Origin of the sequence: Bacillus paranthracis (assembly GCF_001883995.1) — a bacterium.
In the GTDB taxonomy this organism is placed as follows: domain Bacteria; phylum Bacillota; class Bacilli; order Bacillales; family Bacillaceae_G; genus Bacillus_A; species Bacillus_A paranthracis.
Genome location: NZ_MACE01000018.1, coordinates 418,772 through 437,190, shown reverse-complemented (window position 1 = coordinate 437,190; position 18,419 = coordinate 418,772). Strand labels below are relative to the sequence as shown.

General features: G+C 36.0%; 22 protein-coding genes and 1 pseudogene. 17 read left to right on the top strand and 6 right to left on the bottom strand.

What is annotated here, in order from left to right:
- Window positions 1–134: 134 nt before the first annotated feature.
- On the top strand, window positions 135–680 hold the full coding sequence (locus BAQ46_RS08415) for a GNAT family N-acetyltransferase (RefSeq protein ID WP_001993297.1): 546 nt from the start codon (window positions 135–137) through the stop codon (window positions 678–680).
- Window positions 681–807: 127 nt separating this feature from the next.
- Window positions 808–1,926, top strand: a complete 1,119-nt coding sequence (locus tag BAQ46_RS08410) for a tripeptidase T (RefSeq protein WP_071741833.1) — start codon at window positions 808–810, stop codon at window positions 1,924–1,926.
- A 43-nt stretch (window positions 1,927–1,969) separates the two neighbouring features.
- Here the strand turns inward: BAQ46_RS08410 and BAQ46_RS08405 are convergent, their stop codons facing one another.
- The gene (locus BAQ46_RS08405; protein ID WP_000842869.1) at window positions 1,970–2,170 is read right to left on the bottom strand and encodes a hypothetical protein; all 201 of its coding nucleotides are present in this window, start codon (window positions 2,168–2,170) and stop codon (window positions 1,970–1,972) included.
- Window positions 2,171–2,314: 144 nt separating this feature from the next.
- On the opposite strand from BAQ46_RS08405, the gene BAQ46_RS08400 reads away from it, so the two are divergent.
- Both BAQ46_RS08400 and BAQ46_RS31525 read left to right on the top strand, forming a co-directional pair.
- On the top strand, window positions 2,315–3,553 hold the full coding sequence (locus BAQ46_RS08400; protein WP_001208839.1) for a DNA polymerase IV: 1,239 nt from the start codon (window positions 2,315–2,317) through the stop codon (window positions 3,551–3,553).
- 42 nt (window positions 3,554–3,595) lie between these two features.
- Window positions 3,596–3,745: pseudogene (locus BAQ46_RS31525) on the top strand (DNA polymerase IV); the annotation flags it as partial.
- Between the two features lie 32 nt (window positions 3,746–3,777).
- On the opposite strand, the gene BAQ46_RS08390 reads toward BAQ46_RS31525, so the two are convergent.
- Window positions 3,778–4,029, bottom strand: a complete 252-nt coding sequence (locus BAQ46_RS08390; protein WP_000656490.1) for a DUF3932 family protein — start codon at window positions 4,027–4,029, stop codon at window positions 3,778–3,780.
- 189 nt (window positions 4,030–4,218) lie between these two features.
- Here BAQ46_RS08390 and rnz point away from each other — a divergent pair, with 189 nt between their 5' ends.
- The 4 genes from rnz to sdaAA all read left to right on the top strand — a co-directional run bounded on the left by rnz (window position 4,219) and on the right by sdaAA (window position 7,442).
- Window positions 4,219–5,142, top strand: coding sequence for a ribonuclease Z (gene rnz, locus BAQ46_RS08385; RefSeq protein WP_000397443.1), 924 nt, complete (start codon window positions 4,219–4,221; stop codon window positions 5,140–5,142).
- Window positions 5,143–5,702: 560 nt separating this feature from the next.
- Complete coding sequence (locus BAQ46_RS30410) at window positions 5,703–5,840, top strand: hypothetical protein (protein ID WP_154214285.1); 138 nt, start codon at window positions 5,703–5,705, stop codon at window positions 5,838–5,840.
- A gap of 45 nt (window positions 5,841–5,885) precedes the next feature.
- Window positions 5,886–6,545, top strand: a complete 660-nt coding sequence (gene sdaAB / locus BAQ46_RS08375; RefSeq protein ID WP_000877446.1) for an L-serine ammonia-lyase, iron-sulfur-dependent subunit beta — start codon at window positions 5,886–5,888, stop codon at window positions 6,543–6,545.
- Window positions 6,546–6,563: 18 nt separating this feature from the next.
- Window positions 6,564–7,442 carry an L-serine ammonia-lyase, iron-sulfur-dependent, subunit alpha gene (gene sdaAA / locus BAQ46_RS08370; protein WP_000489462.1) on the top strand — a complete coding sequence of 293 codons (879 nt, stop codon included), beginning with the start codon at window positions 6,564–6,566 and terminating at the stop codon, window positions 7,440–7,442.
- Between the two features lie 52 nt (window positions 7,443–7,494).
- Here sdaAA and proI read toward each other — a convergent pair whose 3' ends face one another.
- Window positions 7,495–8,334 (bottom strand): pyrroline-5-carboxylate reductase ProI, encoded by an 840-nt coding sequence (proI, locus tag BAQ46_RS08365; protein WP_000027256.1) that lies wholly within the window; start codon window positions 8,332–8,334, stop codon window positions 7,495–7,497.
- A 165-nt stretch (window positions 8,335–8,499) separates the two neighbouring features.
- Between proI and BAQ46_RS08360 the strand changes: the two genes are divergently transcribed.
- Entirely contained in the window at window positions 8,500–9,453 is a 954-nt protein-coding gene (locus tag BAQ46_RS08360) for an MBL fold metallo-hydrolase (RefSeq protein ID WP_071741832.1), read from the top strand.
- A 9-nt stretch (window positions 9,454–9,462) separates the two neighbouring features.
- On the top strand, window positions 9,463–10,257 hold the full coding sequence (locus BAQ46_RS08355) for an SDR family oxidoreductase (RefSeq protein WP_000147804.1): 795 nt from the start codon (window positions 9,463–9,465) through the stop codon (window positions 10,255–10,257).
- Between the two features lie 29 nt (window positions 10,258–10,286).
- Here BAQ46_RS08355 and BAQ46_RS08350 read toward each other — a convergent pair whose 3' ends face one another.
- The gene (locus tag BAQ46_RS08350) at window positions 10,287–10,472 is read right to left on the bottom strand and encodes a YqzH family protein (protein ID WP_001003229.1); all 186 of its coding nucleotides are present in this window, start codon (window positions 10,470–10,472) and stop codon (window positions 10,287–10,289) included.
- Between the two features lie 223 nt (window positions 10,473–10,695).
- On the opposite strand from BAQ46_RS08350, the gene argC reads away from it, so the two are divergent.
- The 7 genes from argC (at window position 10,696) to BAQ46_RS08315 (ending at window position 16,861) form a co-directional block, all read left to right on the top strand.
- Window positions 10,696–11,733, top strand: coding sequence for an N-acetyl-gamma-glutamyl-phosphate reductase (gene argC, locus BAQ46_RS08345; protein WP_071741831.1), 1,038 nt, complete (start codon window positions 10,696–10,698; stop codon window positions 11,731–11,733).
- 11 nt (window positions 11,734–11,744) lie between these two features.
- A complete protein-coding gene (gene argJ, locus BAQ46_RS08340; protein ID WP_061132221.1) occupies window positions 11,745–12,968 on the top strand; it encodes a bifunctional glutamate N-acetyltransferase/amino-acid acetyltransferase ArgJ in 1,224 nt (407 codons plus the stop codon).
- An 11-nt stretch (window positions 12,969–12,979) separates the two neighbouring features.
- On the top strand, window positions 12,980–13,747 hold the full coding sequence (gene argB, locus BAQ46_RS08335; RefSeq protein WP_001286784.1) for an acetylglutamate kinase: 768 nt from the start codon (window positions 12,980–12,982) through the stop codon (window positions 13,745–13,747).
- The gene (argD, locus tag BAQ46_RS08330; protein ID WP_061132222.1) at window positions 13,744–14,904 is read left to right on the top strand and encodes an acetylornithine transaminase; all 1,161 of its coding nucleotides are present in this window, start codon (window positions 13,744–13,746) and stop codon (window positions 14,902–14,904) included. Before argB ends, argD begins: the two co-directional genes overlap by 4 nt.
- Before the next feature lie 12 nt (window positions 14,905–14,916).
- On the top strand, window positions 14,917–15,867 hold the full coding sequence (gene argF / locus BAQ46_RS08325; RefSeq protein ID WP_000108891.1) for an ornithine carbamoyltransferase: 951 nt from the start codon (window positions 14,917–14,919) through the stop codon (window positions 15,865–15,867).
- 177 nt (window positions 15,868–16,044) lie between these two features.
- Complete coding sequence (locus tag BAQ46_RS08320) at window positions 16,045–16,605, top strand: DUF2062 domain-containing protein (protein WP_002028428.1); 561 nt, start codon at window positions 16,045–16,047, stop codon at window positions 16,603–16,605.
- Between the two features lie 58 nt (window positions 16,606–16,663).
- Window positions 16,664–16,861: a hypothetical protein gene (locus BAQ46_RS08315; protein WP_000291952.1), complete on the top strand. Its 198-nt coding sequence runs from the start codon at window positions 16,664–16,666 to the stop codon at window positions 16,859–16,861.
- A 24-nt stretch (window positions 16,862–16,885) separates the two neighbouring features.
- Here BAQ46_RS08315 and BAQ46_RS08310 read toward each other — a convergent pair whose 3' ends face one another.
- Window positions 16,886–17,332, bottom strand: a complete 447-nt coding sequence (locus BAQ46_RS08310) for a MarR family winged helix-turn-helix transcriptional regulator (protein WP_000445819.1) — start codon at window positions 17,330–17,332, stop codon at window positions 16,886–16,888.
- 72 nt (window positions 17,333–17,404) lie between these two features.
- Complete coding sequence (locus BAQ46_RS08305; RefSeq protein WP_071741830.1) at window positions 17,405–18,184, bottom strand: GDSL-type esterase/lipase family protein; 780 nt, start codon at window positions 18,182–18,184, stop codon at window positions 17,405–17,407.
- Window positions 18,185–18,419 lie beyond the last annotated feature (235 nt).

Sequence of the window (18,419 nt, the reverse complement as noted above, 5' to 3'; positions counted from 1 at the left end):
GACAAGGGGGAGAGAAATGACAAAATTCGAGAAGTGTGTGTAAAGTATAACAGGAAATTTGTATGTACGTAGAGAATATATAAGAATGATAGGGTATAAGTTTTTTGTTATGCAAGCTGAAGAATGGAGATACGATGATGAAAATATATGAAACAAATCGTTTACATTTAAGGGAAATTGATGAGTCGTATGCTGAAAAAGTTCTTCAATATTACGACAGAAATCGTGAATTTTTAAAAGCCTGGGAAGAGTATAGACCGGATGATTTTTTTACGTTAGATTATCAAAAGAAAAAGTTACAAAAGGATAGAAAAGAGATCGCAGAAGGTAAAATCATCAGACTTTGGATTTTTAAAAAAGGTGATGATACGAAAATAATTGGATGTATTTCATTTAATTTAATTGTTCGTGGAATTTACCAATCTTGTGTACTCGGCTATAAATTAGATAAGGAAGAGTTAAACAAAGGTTATACGACAGAAGCGCTTAGAAAAGCGATTCAAGTTGCTTTTGAGGAATTTCAATTACATCGTATAGAAGCACCGATTATGCCACGAAATTTAGCATCTATACAAGTCGTAACGAAGATAGGTTTTCAGTATGAGGGCGTGTCTAGGAAGATGTTAATGGTTAATGGAGTGTGGGAAGATCATATGCGCTGGGTATTGTTAAATGAGTAATAGAAAGCAGATGGTTATCTAGACATATAAACCGTCTGTTTTTTGTCTTGTATTTCGAAACTTTTGCGAAATTCTGTTATAATTAATAGTGTTACATACATAATGGTAGTGCAGGAGGCGCAGTCTTATGATTAATCAAGAACGTTTAGTAAATGAATTTATGGAGTTAGTACAAGTAGATTCTGAAACGAAATTTGAAGCAGAAATTTGCAAAGTATTAACAAAGAAATTTACAGATTTAGGTGTAGAAGTATTTGAAGATGATACAATGGCTGTTACTGGGCATGGTGCAGGTAACTTAATTTGTACATTACCAGCAACAAAAGATGGTGTTGATACAATTTACTTTACTTCTCATATGGATACAGTAGTTCCTGGTAATGGAATTAAGCCTTCTATTAAAGATGGATATATCGTATCAGATGGTACTACGATTTTAGGGGCGGATGATAAAGCGGGATTAGCATCCATGTTCGAAGCAATCCGTGTTTTAAAAGAAAAAAATATCCCTCATGGTACAATTGAATTTATTATTACAGTTGGAGAAGAATCTGGTCTTGTTGGTGCAAAAGCATTAGATCATGAGCGCATTACAGCGAAATATGGTTACGCGTTAGATAGCGATGGGAAAGTTGGCGAAATCGTTGTTGCAGCTCCAACACAAGCGAAAGTGAATGCGATTATTCGCGGGAAAACAGCTCATGCTGGTGTAGCACCAGAAAAAGGTGTATCTGCAATTACTATCGCAGCAAAAGCAATTGCGAAAATGCCACTTGGTCGTATTGATTCTGAAACAACTGCAAATATTGGACGTTTTGAAGGTGGTACACAAACGAATATCGTTTGCGATCATGTACAAATCTTTGCAGAAGCGCGTTCTTTAATCAATGAAAAAATGGAAGTACAAGTTGCGAAAATGAAAGAAGCATTTGAAACAACTGCAAAAGAAATGGGCGGCCAAGCAGATGTTGAAGTAAAGGTTATGTATCCAGGATTTAAATTTGCTGATGGCGATCATGTTGTAGAAGTTGCAAAACGCGCAGCTGAAAAAATTGGTCGTACACCTTCTCTTCACCAAAGTGGTGGCGGAAGTGATGCAAACGTAATTGCTGGACACGGAATTCCAACAGTTAACTTAGCAGTTGGTTATGAAGAAATTCATACAACAAACGAAAAGATTCCTGTTGAAGAATTAGCGAAAACAGCAGAATTAGTTGTTGCAATCATAGAGGAAGTAGCGAAATAATATAACAAAAAAGCGTGTAAATCAATTGTGATTTACACGCTTTTTACTTTGATTCGATTGCTTTTACAAGGCGGATAAGCCAATACAAGAAAATCCATGGCAGTATGTAAGTTGTTACTACATGGACTAGACGAGGAAAGAAACCAGCTATGTTTATATCAAATATAGGAAGAAGTAAATAATTGATTGCGACGATTAGTATAATTATGAGAAACGTATAATTGAGTTTATCAGTTGATTTCATAATAATCACCCCTAATTACAAAAATATCCACTTCATTTAAATTATAGCAATAAATATGATGGAAAAGAACAAGTAATAATTATAATTATTGTGCAAAATTTGCTATAATAAAAGAACGAACGTTCTGATTAGGGGGTGAGTACTATGCGAGAAATGTATCCAAAAAAAGGTCGTGTTATTTTACATGTAGATATGAATTGTTTTTTCGCATCTGTTGAAATTGCTCATGACTCATCGTTACAAGGGAAGCCGTTAGCGGTTGCTGGAAATGAAAAAGAAAGAAAAGGAATTATCATAACATGTAGTTATGAGGCGAGAGAATATGGAATACGTACAACGATGCCACTTTGGGAAGCGAAAAGGTTATGTCCGCAATTAATTGTAAGGCGCCCTAATTTTACATTATATCGCGAAGCTTCATTTCAAATGTTTCAAATTCTTTCCCGTTTTACGGAAAAAATACAACCAGTCTCAATAGATGAGGGGTATTTAGATATTACAGACTGTTACGCACTCGGTTCACCTCTTGAAATAGCAAAGATGATTCAGCAGGCGTTATTAACAGAATTGCAGCTTCCGTGTAGCATCGGGATTGCTCCGAACCTTTTCTTAGCAAAAACAGCTTCTGATATGAAAAAGCCTCTCGGTATTACCGTGCTCCGAAAACGAGATATTCCAGAAATGATTTGGCCACTTCCGGTTGGAGCGATGCATGGAATTGGAGAAAAAACAGCTGAGAAATTAAAAGATATTCATATACAAACAATTGAACAGTTAGCAAAAGGAAATGAACATATCATTCGCGCTAAAATTGGAAAGCATGGTGTTGATTTACAAAGAAGGGCGAAAGGTGTGGATGATAGAGAAGTTGATCCGAGTCAAATGGGACAACATAAAAGCGTTGGTAATTCGATGACTTTTTCAAAGGATATGGATGAAGAAAAAGAATTACTTGATATGTTAGAAAGGCTATCAAAATCAGTGAGTAAAAGATTACAAAAGCGAACTCTTGTCAGCTATAATATTCAAATTATGATTAAATATCATGATAGGCGGACAGTAACGAGGAGTAAGCAATTGAAAAATGCCATTTGGGAAGAACGAGATATTTTTCAAGCGGCCTCTCGTTTATGGAAGCAACATTGGGATGGCGATTCCGTTCGTTTATTAGGTGTTACAGCTACTGAAATAGAGTGGAAGACTGAATCGGTGAAGCAATTAGATTTGTTTTCATTTGAAGAAGATGCGAAAGAAGAGCCGCTACTTGCTGTCATTGATCAAATTAATGATAAGTATGGAATGCCGCTTTTACAACGAGGTAGTCAATTATTACGTAAGCAAGAAAAGTCTTTTCAGCAAAAATTAGAAAATAAGTTTATGTAGAAGGTGTCATGAAGCTGTAAATATCATGACACTTTCTATTTTTATAAAAAACAAATTGTCGTTTTGGCACTACAAGCAAAACAATTATTTAATAATAACTCAAGTAAAAAGATAATTTTAGATGAATTTGATTTAAGTATGTATACAAATTTTTTGACGGAATATGCCGATTTGCTAAATAAGTATAAATAAAAAGCACTGTAACCAGTGCTTTTTACGATAGATTAAGAGATTGTATGATTTTCAAAAATAACAATCTCTGAGTTATTTGCTGTTGAAACGCGTTGTGCGTAATATGTGAAAGCTGAAGAAATATATGTTGGTAACGAGTCATTTGTATGTGTTGTTGTATATTCATGGATTAATTCTTTCAAAGTCGTCCATTCTAATTGTGCTGGGTGATCAGACACGAAAGAACTTACCCAGCGATCAAATGAAGATGAAAAATCAGTTTGTAAACGAAATGCTTCTTTCATAATAAAACGCTCCCTTAAAATGTAGTATAATCATTTTAACATAAAACACGAACGATTGCTAAGTTTTTTGAGTATAACGTTCGTGATATATAGTTGTCTAGATGATTGGTTATGTAAATTCGATTTGCCATTTGAAATAACATTCCGTAAGATGAAAGGTAGATTATATAAAGAGCTGGAGGAAAGAAAGTGGAATTTGTATTTTTAGGAACTGGTGCAGGTGTTCCTTCGAAAGGAAGGAACGTTTCAGCAATTGCTTTGCAATTGTTAGAAGAACGAGGACAGACTTGGTTATTTGATTGTGGCGAGGCGACACAACATCAAATATTACATACATCAGTACGTCCACGCCGCATTGAAAAAATATTTATTACGCATTTACATGGTGATCATATTTTTGGATTGCCTGGTTTATTAGGAAGCCGTTCGTTCCAAGGAGGGACTACACCTTTAACAGTGTATGGACCAAAAGGAATTAAACAATTTATTGAAGTCGCATTATCAGTAAGTACGACACATGTAAAATACCCGCTTGAAATTGTTGAGATAACAGAAGAAGGTACTGTGTTTGAAGATAATGAATTTCATGTGGAAACGAAAAGATTGTCACACGGTATTGAATGTTTTGGGTATCGTATTATAGAGAAAGATATACAAGGCGCCCTTTTAGTCGATAAATTGCTGGAGATGGGCGTGAAACCAGGTCCACTCTTTAAACGTTTAAAAGATGGAGAAGTGGTTGAATTGGAAAATGGTACGATACTAAACGGAAAAGATTTTATCGGCCCACCTCAAAAGGGAAGAATTATTACCATTTTAGGTGATACGAGATATTGTGAAGCGAGTAGAGAGCTAGCACAAGACGCTGACGTACTTGTTCATGAAGCAACTTTTGCAGCAGAAGATGAACAACAAGCTTATGATTATTTTCATTCCACATCTAAGCAAGCTGCAAGTATTGCACTTCAGGCAAATGCAAAACGATTAATATTAACTCATATTAGTTCTCGTTATCAAGGGGATACATATAAGGAATTATTGAAAGAGGCAAGAGAGCTATTTTCTAATACAGAAATAGCTACAGATTTAAAATCATTTCCAGTGGACAGATAATAATGTTGTGAAAAAATGGTGACGAAAGGTTGCCATTTTTTTATTTCTAAAAAAAAATAAAAATAAAACTGTTATCATTTTACGCTTATATAGGATGAAACAGAAAGTTTTAATGATGTAAAGATATAAGATGAAACAACATAGTATCGATTGTTTAGAAAAACTGTTATATAAGTCGGACGACATACAAGTAGTACAAATAGCAAAAATGGATTGTTATTCAGAACTTTTAAAATTCATTAAAAGTAAGCGTTTTATTAAAAACAAGCTATAATGAGGACAGATTATAATTTACTGTAGGCTACATGTGTTTGAGACGTTTATCATAACAAGTGAAGTTGAATAAATTGTGAGAGGGCAACATGGAAATTATAATAGGAAGGACATTACTATTATTTGTATGAAGCCTTTTTCACTTTTTAGCTTTAAGGCATCAAAAGGTATGAAAGCAATGGGCGTTTCACTTGTTTATGCTATGCTTGTAAGGGGTTCTGTGTTAAACTTTGGATTGCTACAAGACTTTACTGTAGATTATCTTATATTATGTGTAAATGAAGGTAATGCTAAGTTTCTTATTTCATATTATAACTGGTATTATTTCAGGATATATCGCTTCACTGTTATTCAAAAACGATCCAATTCGTATAGCGGAACAAATTCGTAGTACAACTGGAAAAGCAACCGATTTGGTAGCTTAATAGAATAGTAAAAAATTTTTTCATAGAGGTTTAGGGGGAGTTATGATGAAGTATCGCTCAGTATTTGATATTATCGGTCCAGTTATGATTGGTCCATCAAGTTCACATACAGCAGGCGCAGCAAGAATGGGGCAAGTTGCTCGCCAGCTGTTTCGTCATGAACCAGAAAGAGTAAGCATTTCATTATATGGATCATTTGCAAAAACGTATCGTGGGCATGGTACAGATGTAGCGCTAATAGGTGGGATATTAGGGTTTGAAACAGATGACTTACGTATTCCAGAGGCGCTAGAGATAGCAAAAGAGCGCGAAATTGAAGTGGAATTTATTGAAGAGGATGCCAATGCACCTCACCCAAATACAGCGAGAATTCGTTTGTATAAAGGTGAAGAAGAAATTGAAGTTGTTGCTTGCTCAATTGGTGGCGGTAAAATTGAAGTTGTAGAATTAAACGGATTCGATCTTCAATTATCAGGCACGAGTCCAGCACTACTTATTGTAAATAACGATCGCTTCGGTGCTATTGCAGCAGTAGCTTCAATCCTTGCGAAACACGAGATTAACATTAGTACAATGAGTGTTTCTCGTAAGGAAAAAGGAAGAAGAGCGCTTATGGTCATCGAAACAGATGAAATATTAGCAGATGAAGTGATTGAAGAAATAAAAGCGCAACAAAATATTTGTCAAGTAACTATTATGGAATAATTGCAGGGGGGACACACCATGTTTCGGAACGCAGCGGAACTAGTGGCGCAAGCTAAAGAACAAAATGTAAAAATCGCAGAAATTATGATTCAATGTGAAATGGAAACAAGAAGTATTTCACGTGAAGAAGTAATTGCTGGTATGGAAAAGAACTTAGTCGTGATGGAGCAAGCGGTAGAACGTGGTATTCGCGGAGTGAAATCACCAACTGGTTTAACTGGTGGAGATGCTGTAAAAGTTCAGGCGTATATGAAGAGTGGAAAAGGCTTATCTGGAGATACGATTTTGGACGCAGTGAGTAAAGCTGTTGCAACAAATGAAGTAAACGCAGCGATGGGAATTATTTGTGCAACACCAACAGCAGGGTCTGCTGGAACAGTGCCAGGTGTACTATTTGCACTAAGAGAAAAATTGCAGCCTACACGTGAAGAAATGATTGAATTCTTATTTACAGCGGGAGCTTTCGGTATGGTTGTTGCGAATAACGCTTGTATTTCTGGTGCAGCGGGAGGATGCCAAGCTGAAGTTGGTTCAGCAAGTGGAATGGCAGCTGCAGCTGCAGTTGAAATGGCTGGTGGAACACAAGACCAAGCAGCTACAGCGATGGCAATTTCATTAAAGAACATGCTTGGTTTAGTATGCGATCCTGTTGCAGGACTTGTAGAAGTACCTTGCGTAAAACGTAATGCAGCAGGAGCTGCAAATGCGATGATTTCAGCTGATTTAGCATTAGCTGGTGTAACGAGTACGATTCCATGTGATGAAGTAATTGAGGCGATGTTTAGAATTGGACAAACGATGCCAGTAGCACTTCGTGAAACAGCTGAAGGTGGACTTGCAGCAACACCGACTGGTCGTCGTCTGCAAGAAGAGATTTTTGGGAAGACGAATAACTAAACAATATATGTTTATAAAAAAATGGAGCTCAAGTAAGATTGAGCTCCATTTTTTATTTTTCTTTTGTTAATTGTTCTAACGTTTCCCCAAGGTTATGTGATCGTTGCGCTGCCTGTGTAATACAGGAAATAAGTGCTTGTTGAAATTTATGTTCTTGTAATACTTCAATGCCTGCTTCGGTCGTTCCACCAGGAGAAGTAATTTCCTTTCGCAAAATAGAAGGATGTTTTTCACTTGCTTTTAGCATTTCAGCAGCACCAATCATTGTTTGAAGAATAAGTGACTTTGCAACATCTTCTTTTAAACCGATTTCTTTTGCGGCTTCTTCCATCGCTTCTACTACGTAATAAATATAAGCAGGCCCACTTCCAGATAATGCAGTGACAGCATGCATATCTTCTTCTTCTACAACAGAGACGAGACCGATCGTTTCAAATAAAGCTATGGCAGTTTGAATATGTTCCTTTGTTGCATGTTTAGAAGGCGAGATAGCAGTAGCTGATTTTAAAATAGCTGCAGATGTATTTGGCATGGCACGAATAATCGGAACGTCTTTTTGAAGTAGATTTCTAATTGAATGAGTAGAAACACCTGCTAATAACGAAATAATAAGCAGGTTATTATGTATGTCTTCTTTAAAAGGGGTAAGCGCTTCTGCAACATCTTTTGGTTTCATGGCTAGAAAAAGAATATTTGTATCAGTAAGTAGTTCTTTTTTATTATGTGTTCCTTTGACGCCATATTTTTTATGTAGCTCCTGCAACCTTGTCTCGTTAGAACGATTACTTACGGTAATTTGTTCGCCTTTCACAACGTTTGCATGTAATAAGCCACCAATAATCGCTTCAGCAATAGAGCCTGCACCGAGAAAGGAAATGTTTTGAATAGACATGATGTTCCTCCTTTAAATTTGGTTAGAAATTCTTATAAATGTACATACATTCGTTTTTAAATAGGAAACACCTCTTTTTATCTGAAAATAATGACAAATATATATAGAAGTTGTAAACTGAAGAAGTATTCATTTTTGAACCGGAAAGAGACAGGGGGGCTAAGCATGACGGCGATTCACCGAATGGAGATTCCTGTGCCATTTGCAGTTGAAACTGTAAATGTGTTTTTAGTTGAGGGGGAGACATTAACATTAATTGATACAGGGACGAATACAGAGGAGGCAAGAAGTGCGTTAGAGAGTCAATTAGGTGCATTAGGATATGGGCTAGAAGATATTGAAACAGTAGTCATTACGCATCATCATGCGGATCATTGTGGGCTTTTAAATATATTTTCTGAGAAAACGAACATTATTGGACATCCTTGGAACGAGCCGTGGATTACGCAAAATCCAGAGTTTTTAAAGCGGTATCATGAGTTTTTTAGAGAGACAGCCTTGCAATTTGGTGTTCCAGCAGCGTTTTTGAAAGACGAGGCGTTATTGACGACAAGGACATTGAAATATTCTTGTAATAGATCGTTAACGCATACTGTGAGAGAGGGAGATCGTATTGATTCAATGCCTGGTTTTACAGTAATTGAAACACCAGGTCATGCTTCCACTCATATTTCATTATATAGAGAATCTGATGGAATACTAATTGGAGGGGATGCTCTCATTAGTCATATTTCTTCGAATCCAATATTAGAACCACCATATGAAGGACAAACAGAAAGGGCGCGCCCGTTATTACAATATAATCAAACGTTAAAGCGTTTAAGTGAAATGAATATTTCGCGCATTTTATCAGGACATGGAGAAGATGTTCTCCATGTGAAACAACTTATTGAAACGAGATTACAAAAGCAAGAAACACGTGCATTTAAAGTGCTTGAGTTATTAAAGGAAAAACCAATGACAGCATTTGAAGTATGTGTAAAACTATTTCCGGTATTGTATAAGGAACAATTGCCACTTACTATTTCAGAAACGGTTGGACAATTAGACTTTTTAGCATATAATCAACAAGTGATGATTGATGAATCTTCGCAACAATTGATTTATTATGCAAAGTAGGTGACAGCAATGACGGGACGTTTACAAAATAAAGTAATCGTCATTACAGGTGCTTCTAGTGGAATTGGAGAGCAAGTTGCAATGCAAGTTGCAGAGCAGGGGGCGACTCCAGTATTAATGGCTAGAACAGAAGAGAAATTAAAAGCGCTAGCAGACAAAATTAAAGAAACTTATAATACGCCTTGCTATTATTATGTATTAGATGTAAGTGAAGAGACGGAAGTACAATCTGTTTTTTCAAAAGTATTACAAGAGGTAGGACGTATTGATATATTAGTAAACAATGCGGGATTTGGTATTTTTAAAACGTTTGAAGATGCGTCAATGGATGAAGTGAAAGATATGTTCCAAGTAAATGTATTTGGATTAGTAGCTTGCACGAAAGCGGTACTACCTTATATGGTGAAAAGAAACGAAGGGCATATTATTAATATTGCTTCACTTGCTGGGAAAATTGCAACGCCGAAATCGAGTGCGTATGCAGCAACGAAACATGCAGTACTAGGATTTACGAATAGTTTACGCATGGAGTTGTCTAGTACGAATGTTTTCGTAACAGCGATTAATCCAGGTCCGATAGATACAAACTTTTTTGAAATAGCTGATCAATCCGGTACATATGTGAAAAATATGGGACGATACATGTTAAAACCAACATATGTAGCAGAGCAAATTGTAAAATCAATGCAAACGAAAAAGCGTGAAGTAAATTTACCGAAATGGATGGGCATTGGTCCGAAACTGTATGCTTTATTCCCAGGTTTATTTGAGCGTGTTGCAGGTAAATCATTAAGTAAAAAATAGGAGATTTCCATATGGAAATCTCCTATTTTTTATTTTCCAGTCACATAATCGTAAACGATATCCTCAACTGCCTCGTATACATCAATTTTAGTATTTGAATGAATTATTGCTTGAATATGTTTAACAAGCATTTCCTGATCCTCATTTGACATAGGACTACATTGATATTGCTGAAAACTTTTTATAATCATTTTCTCAATTAATTTTTCATTCATGTTTTCCTCGCCTGTATGTACGTATGTATTGTTTTATTGTACTTGAAGTGAAATAAAAAAACTACTATGCACTATTTTTGTATAAAAATTCGGTTGTGCATATTATTTTTCTAGTAAAATTAAGTTTTTTAAGTTTGTAAAATTTATAAATATTTAATTGACTCTATAAATATACAATATTATAATCATACTTAATTTAAAGAATCGATATGAGGAGGAGCATATGAAGGTCGCGATTATTGGAGCAACTGGGTATGGAGGTATTGAATTAATTCGGTTATTAGAGCAACATCCATATTTTTCGATAACATCTCTCCATTCTTTTTCACAAGTTGGCGAGTGTATAACAAATGTATATCCGCATTTTCAAAATGTTCTTGTTCATACGTTACAAGAAATTGATGCGGAGGAAATAGTGAAAGAAGCAGAAATTGTATTTTTGGCAACCCCGGCAGGAGTATCAGCAGAGCTAACTCCAAAATTATTAGCAGTAGGTTTAAAAGTAATTGACCTATCTGGAGACTTTCGTATGAAAGATCCTTTCATATATGAACAGTGGTACAAAAGGGCAGCTGCAAAAGAAGAAATTCTTAGTAAAGCTGTATATGGGCTAAGTGAATGGAAAAGGTCCGAGGTTCAAAATGCAAATTTAATTGCAAACCCAGGATGTTTTGCTACAGCTGCATTATTAGCGACATTGCCATTAGTTCGTAGCGGCATAATTGAAGAAGATTCGATTATTATTGATGCGAAATCAGGAGTATCTGGAGCAGGAAAAACGCCAACAACGATGACTCACTTTCCTGAGTTATACGATAACTTGCGTATTTATAAAGTAAATGAGCATCAACACGTTCCTGAGATTGAGCAAATGCTTGCGGAGTGGAATAGGGAAACGAAGCCAATCACGTTTAGTACACATTTAATACCGATATCACGGGGGATTATGGTTACACTTTATGCGAAAGTAAAACGAGAAATGGAAATAGAACAACTTCAAAAATTATATGAAGAAACGTATGAACAATCGCCTTTCATTCGAATTCGTCTGCAAGGAGAGTTTCCAAGTCCGAAAGAAGTGAGGGGCTCAAATTATTGTGATATGGGGATAGCTTACGATGAAAGAACAGGAAGAGTGACAGTCGTTTCTGTTATAGACAATATGATGAAAGGTGCGGCTGGGCAAGCAATTCAAAATGCAAACATAATAGCGGGACTAGAAGAAACAACAGGTTTACAACATATGCCGCTTTATCTATAAGGGGGGACATGATGATTAAAGTAGCGTCTATTACAAAAGTAGAAAATGGTTCGATTGTAACTCCAAAAGGTTTCTCGGCCATTGGCAATGCAATTGGTTTGAAAAAGGAGAAAAAGGATTTAGGGGCAATCGTTTGTGATACACCAGCATCATGTGCTGCTGTTTATACAACAAATCAAATACAAGCAGCCCCCTTGCAAGTAACGAAGGATAGTATAACGACTGAGGGGAAATTACAAGCTATTATCGTCAATAGTGGAAATGCAAATGCTTGTACAGGGATGAAAGGATTACAAGATGCATACGAGATGCGTGCATTAGGGGCGGAACATTTTGGAGTGAAAGAAAATTATGTTGCAGTAGCTTCAACAGGTGTAATTGGTGTTCCGTTGCCGATGGATATAATCCGAAAGGGAATTGCAACTCTTATCCCGGCGAAGGAAGAAAATGAAGCTCATTCTTTTTCTGAAGCAATCTTAACGACGGATCTTATAACGAAAGAAACTTGCTATGAGATGATGATTGATGGAAAGAAAGTGATGATTGCTGGTGTTGCGAAAGGTTCAGGGATGATTCATCCAAATATGGCAACGATGCTAAGTTTTATTACGACAGACGCTCATATAGAGCATGACGTATTGCAAACCGCATTATCACAAATAACGAATCATACATTTAATCAAATTACGGTGGATGGCGATACTTCTACGAATGATATGGTCATCGCTATGGCAAGTGGATTATCAGAAACGAAACCAATCGATATGGAACATGCAGATTGGGAAACTTTCATATTTGCCTTACAGAAGGTATGTGAAGATTTAGCAAAAAAAATTGCACAAGATGGTGAAGGCGCTACGAAGTTAATAGAAGTAAATGTGCTAGGAGCTCAAACGAATGAAGAGGCAAAGAAAATCGCAAAACAAATAGTCGGTTCGAGTCTTGTGAAAACAGCAATACATGGTGAAGACCCAAACTGGGGGCGAATTATTAGCAGCATTGGACAAAGTGAAGTAGCGATTAATCCAAATACAATTGATATTACTCTTCAATCTATCGTTGTGCTGAAAAATAGTGAACCTCAAATGTTTTCTGAAGAGGAAATGAAAGAGAGATTACAAGAAGATGAAATAGTCATTGATGTGTATTTACATTTAGGTGAAGAGACCGGATCAGCTTGGGGCTGTGACTTAAGTTATGAATATGTGAAAATAAACGCTTGTTATCGTACATAAGGAGAGGGAAGATGAGCGATTATATTGTAGTGAAATGCGGCGGTAGTATGTTGGATCAATTAAATGATGTGTTTTTTGATTGCATAAAGAAATTACAACAGAAGTATAAAGTAGTGATTGTTCATGGTGGTGGCCCAGAAATTGATGCCCAATTAAAAGATTGTAACATCAACGTAGAAAAAAGAGATGGATTACGGGTAACACCAAAAGAAGTTATGGATGTTGTTCAAATGGTGTTATGTGGAAGTACGAATAAAAAACTCGTAATGAATTTACAAAAGCATAATTTACGAGCGGTAGGTTGTTCAGGATGTGACGGCAATCTACTTCAAGTTCAACCTGTCAGTGAGGAGATAGGATATGTGGGAGAAGTAAGGTATGTCGAAACGGCCTTACTAAAAGGATTAATAAATATGAATTATATTCCTGTTATTGCTCCGGTCGGCATAAATGATAATGAGATTTATAACATAAATGCGGATACCGCTGCAGCTGGGATTGCGGCCGCATTATCTGCAAAAGAACTCATTTTTATTACAGATGTAGATGGGGTATTGCATGAAGGAAAGTTAGTAAAGAAAACCGACGAATTTGAGATTGTTAATTTTATAGAAAACGGTGTTATTACCGGTGGGATGATTCCGAAAGTACAGGCAGCACTAGCATCATTAAAAATGGGAGTGCAAAAGATTAGTATCGTAAATGGGATGAAGGATTTTACCGAGGTTACAGGTGAGTGTATCGGAACGACGGTAACGAGGGGTGTGAGTATTGCATGACAAGTCATCTTTTTCAAACGTATGGGAGAAGAAAGATTGAGTTTGTAAAGGGAAAAGGAACGAAAGTCATTGATAATAACAGTAAGCAATATTTAGATTTCACATCAGGAATCGGTGTATGTAATTTAGGACATTGTCATTCTACTGTTATGAAAGCTGTACAAGAGCAACTGCATGAAATATGGCATATATCTAACCTGTTTACAAACAGCTTACAAGAAGAAGTCGCGTCATTATTAACAGAAAACATAGCATTAGATTATGTGTTCTTCTGTAATAGCGGGGCAGAGGCGAATGAAGCTGCTTTGAAGCTAGCCCGTAAGCATACTGAAAAATCTCTCGTCGTAACATGCGAGCAATCTTTTCACGGTAGAACATTCGGAACGATGAGTGCGACGGGACAAAATAAAGTGAAAGAAGGATTTGGTCCGCTCCTTCCATCTTTTTTACATACACCATTTAACGATATAAAGGCATTAGAGGAAGTAATGAATGAAGAAGTTGCGGCAGTAATGATAGAAGTTGTTCAAGGAGAGGGAGGAGTCATACCTGCTGATCTATCTTTTTTGAAAGCGATTGAAGCATTATGTAAGAAGTTCGGGTCCTTATTTATTATAGACGAAGTCCAAACAGGAATCGGAAGAACAGGGACATTATTTGCTTACGAACAAATGGGAATAACACCTCATATCGTTACTACTGCTAAGGCGCTTGGAAATGGCATTCCAGTTGGAGCAATGATTGGCCGGAAAGAACTTGGAATATCGTTTCCTGCAGGGTCACATGGTTCAACGTTTGGTGGAAATTATGTTGCAATGGCTGCGGCGAAAGAAGTATTGCAAATAATTAAAAGACCATCGTTTTTAAAAGAAGTAAAGGAAAAGGGCGAGTACGTATTACAGAAGTTGCAAGAGGAATTACGACATGTCGAATGTATTCAAAATATACGTGGTAAGGGGCTTATGGTTGGAATTGAATGTACGCATGAAGTTGCAAGTTTTATAGAACAACTAGAAGAAGAAGGACTTCTCGTATTACAAGCAGGACCTAATGTTATAAGACTATTACCGCCACTTATTGTAACGAATGAAGAACTAGAACAGGCAGTATATATGATAAAAAAAGTAGTTTGTACAAAAAACGTATCAATCATATAAGGGGGAATTTTCATGTCAACTGTACAAGTACCGAAATTAAATACGAAAGACCTTTTAACATTAGAAGAACTAACGCAAGAAGAAATTATTTCTTTAATTGAGTTCGCAATATATTTAAAAAAGAATAAGCAAGAGCCTTTACTGCAAGGCAAAATATTAGGTCTTATCTTTGATAAACATTCAACTCGTACTCGTGTATCTTTTGAAGCAGGAATGGTACAGCTTGGGGGACATGGTATGTTTTTAAGTGGAAAAGAGATGCAAATGGGAAGAGGAGAAACTGTTTCAGATACTGCGAAAGTATTATCGCAGTATATTGACGGGATTATGATACGTACATTCTCACATGCGGATGTAGAAGAGCTTGCAAAAGAATCGAGCATACCTGTTATTAATGGATTAACGGATGACCATCATCCTTGTCAAGCATTGGCAGACTTAATGACAATATACGAAGAAACAAATACATTTAAAGGAATAAAATTGGCTTACGTAGGTGATGGAAATAATGTATGTCATTCATTGTTGTTAGCGAGTGCAAAAGTTGGAATGCATATGACTGTTGCAACGCCTATAGGGTATGAACCGAATGAAGAGATTGTAAAAAAAGCGTTAGCGATTGCCAAGGAAACAGGAGCTGAAATTGAAATTTTGCATAACCCTGAATTAGCGGTGAATGAAGCAGATTTCATTTATACTGACGTTTGGATGAGCATGGGGCAAGAGGGCGAAGAAGAGAAATATACGTTGTTTCAACCATACCAAATCAATAATGAACTTGTTAAGCATGCGAAGCAAACATATCGCTTCTTACACTGTTTACCTGCCCATCGTGAAGAAGAAGTAACAGGCGAAATTATAGATGGGCCAAAATCTATCGTATTTGAGCAAGCCGGTAATCGATTGCATGCGCAAAAAGCATTATTAGTAAGTTTATTTAAAAATGTAGAAGAGCTTTCCTAAATGATGTACACCTCCAGTTGTGAGACACAAATAACAATTGGAGGTGTATTTTTTTTATTGAAATGTCATATGTATATTTAGTTAACTATTTCGATATCATCTATAATAAAAGAGGAAATGAAATTTGTTTTTCGGGGTGTGTAAGGGCATACTAGGTATAAAAATATAGTTAAAGAGATGATGAGAGTGAAAACAACTAAGAAAACATATTCGTTTTTTCAGCGGATGTGGAGAATATTAAAGTTTCAATATTATAAGTTGCTTCGATCACCAGAAGGAGCGAAGAAAGTATCGTTAGGTTTTGCGATTGGTTTTGGTTTAGAGATGTTGGTTATATATACAGCATCGCTCGTCTATTTAATATTTTATCCAATCGTCAGGTTAGCAAAGGGATCTTTTCCTGCCGCGGTGATTGGCAATATTATTGGAAAAATATCGTTTCTCCCAGTAGTTTTATTTCCGCTTGCGTATGCGCTAGGGAAAATGATTTATCCATTTCATGTGCAAAAAATACATCATGAACCCTTTACAATATCGGACTTGTTTTCAAGTCACATTTTTACGATATTAAAGAGCTTATTACAGAGTGAAGTGTATGTATTAATTGGAATGACGATTTTAGGGGTTGTGTTTGGTGTAGTTTCATATTTCGTTGTGCATTATTTATATGAAAAGAACCGTAAGTTACGTTTGAAGAACAGAAAGAAAAGAGTGAGAGAACCACTCATGCAAATATAAAGAGTGTCACACTCATTTTCTCCTTTGAATATGTTTAAGAAAAAGGAGGAGAGAATGAATGTATTATTATTACGTACCGCAAGTATATCCATATGTAAATTATTATCCGGTTTATGATACGAGTAGGCAATATGAATTATATCGACAACAACAACTACCGCAAATACCATCGCAACAACCTACGCAAGATCAAAAACCATATTTAACGACATGGCCATATTCAAATGTATACTATGGCAATTATTACGAATCATAAAGCTGCTTCTATTTAGAAGCAGCTTTATACGTTTGTTTTCAAAATTAAATTTTGAATGGTTTGAAGAGAGTGAATGAGTTTTTCACGTTCTTCCTCAGATAACGTTTGGAAATTTTCTTTTAATTTGTCTAAAATGAATTGTTGATACTGATTTACTAACAATTTCCCTTCAGCTGTCAGGGAAATTAAAATGACCCGTCGATCTTTTTCGCTATAATGACGCTCTATTAGTTCTTCTTGGATCAGTTTGTTTAATAGAGGTGTCATGTTAGGCCGTGAAATCGCTAGCCGCTTGCCGATTTCGGAAACTGCTAATGTGCCATTTTCATGCAGAAGCAGTAATACTTGTGTATGTGATGGCGGCATATGTCTTTGAGAAGAAAATTCTCCAGGAAGCATAAATTTGCGATAAAAAAGAGGCACTAGCGAAAGAAGATGATCAACAATACGTTCCCACTCGCGTGATTCCATATAAAGGCCCCCTTCCACTCTCATTGTAACAAAAAAGACATGTTATAAAAATAGAATTGTTTCATGCGAATTTTAATATTTGTAGGCCAACACTTTTTTTGTAAAGGAATCGGCAATAATCGAATAGCCTTTATCATTTGGGTGTACTTGGTCAAAGAGTAAATCTTTCTTATCATTCGATATTAATTTGCGAATTGGTAAAACGATAGATGGTTGATTTGCTTTTGCAATGGAATAAACGGATTCATTCCATCCGTCTAAAAACATATCTGCATAACTTGCGATGGAGTCATCGAGTTGTAACGGGTTATAGAGTTCAGAAAGAATGAGTAAAGCATCCGGATTTTGATCTCGGACTGTCTTTACAATATTTTTTACATCCGCTTCAAAATGAGCTTTTTCTTTATTTAACATTTTAATACCGTCTATAACACCGACATTACGATTTAAGCGAAATAAATTATTTCCTCCAATGTTAATTGTAATAATATTGGCTGCTCTAATTTTTTGCTTTACATCTTCTGATTCAACCTTTTTAGCGAGACGATCTGTTGTAAGACCGTTTATCCCAAGGTTTTCTACAGTAATTGGTTTATGAATTTGTGCTTCTATTTGTTTAGAGGCTAATTCAGCAAATCCACCTTGTGTCGATCCATATCCTTTGGCGAGCGAATCACCTAGTACGAGATGATAAAAGGAATCGTTTGTTTGCTTATCAATCCAACTTGGAGTAGATGTTTTTTCTGTTTTTTCTTCGGGTTCATTTTGTTTTGTCTCATCGTTCTTTTCAAAATAAGAATAAGAAATGATTAGAAGGAGGAGACAAACAATTGTTAAGATGACTTTTTTCATAATTCATCCTCCTTGTAATTGGTAATTGTATCATATTCAGCAGTATTAACAATGTAAGGGCATATTATATGTTTATGAAAAGTTTACAATAACTTTACAGAAAATTTGTAGAAGTATGTCAAAAAATATTGACGATATGAAAGTACATTATATATGATAATGTCAGATAAGGTGAAATTCTACATAGTGGGAGCTTTATCTCCCGTTAATTGCTAGTCTCCATTAATGGATCGTT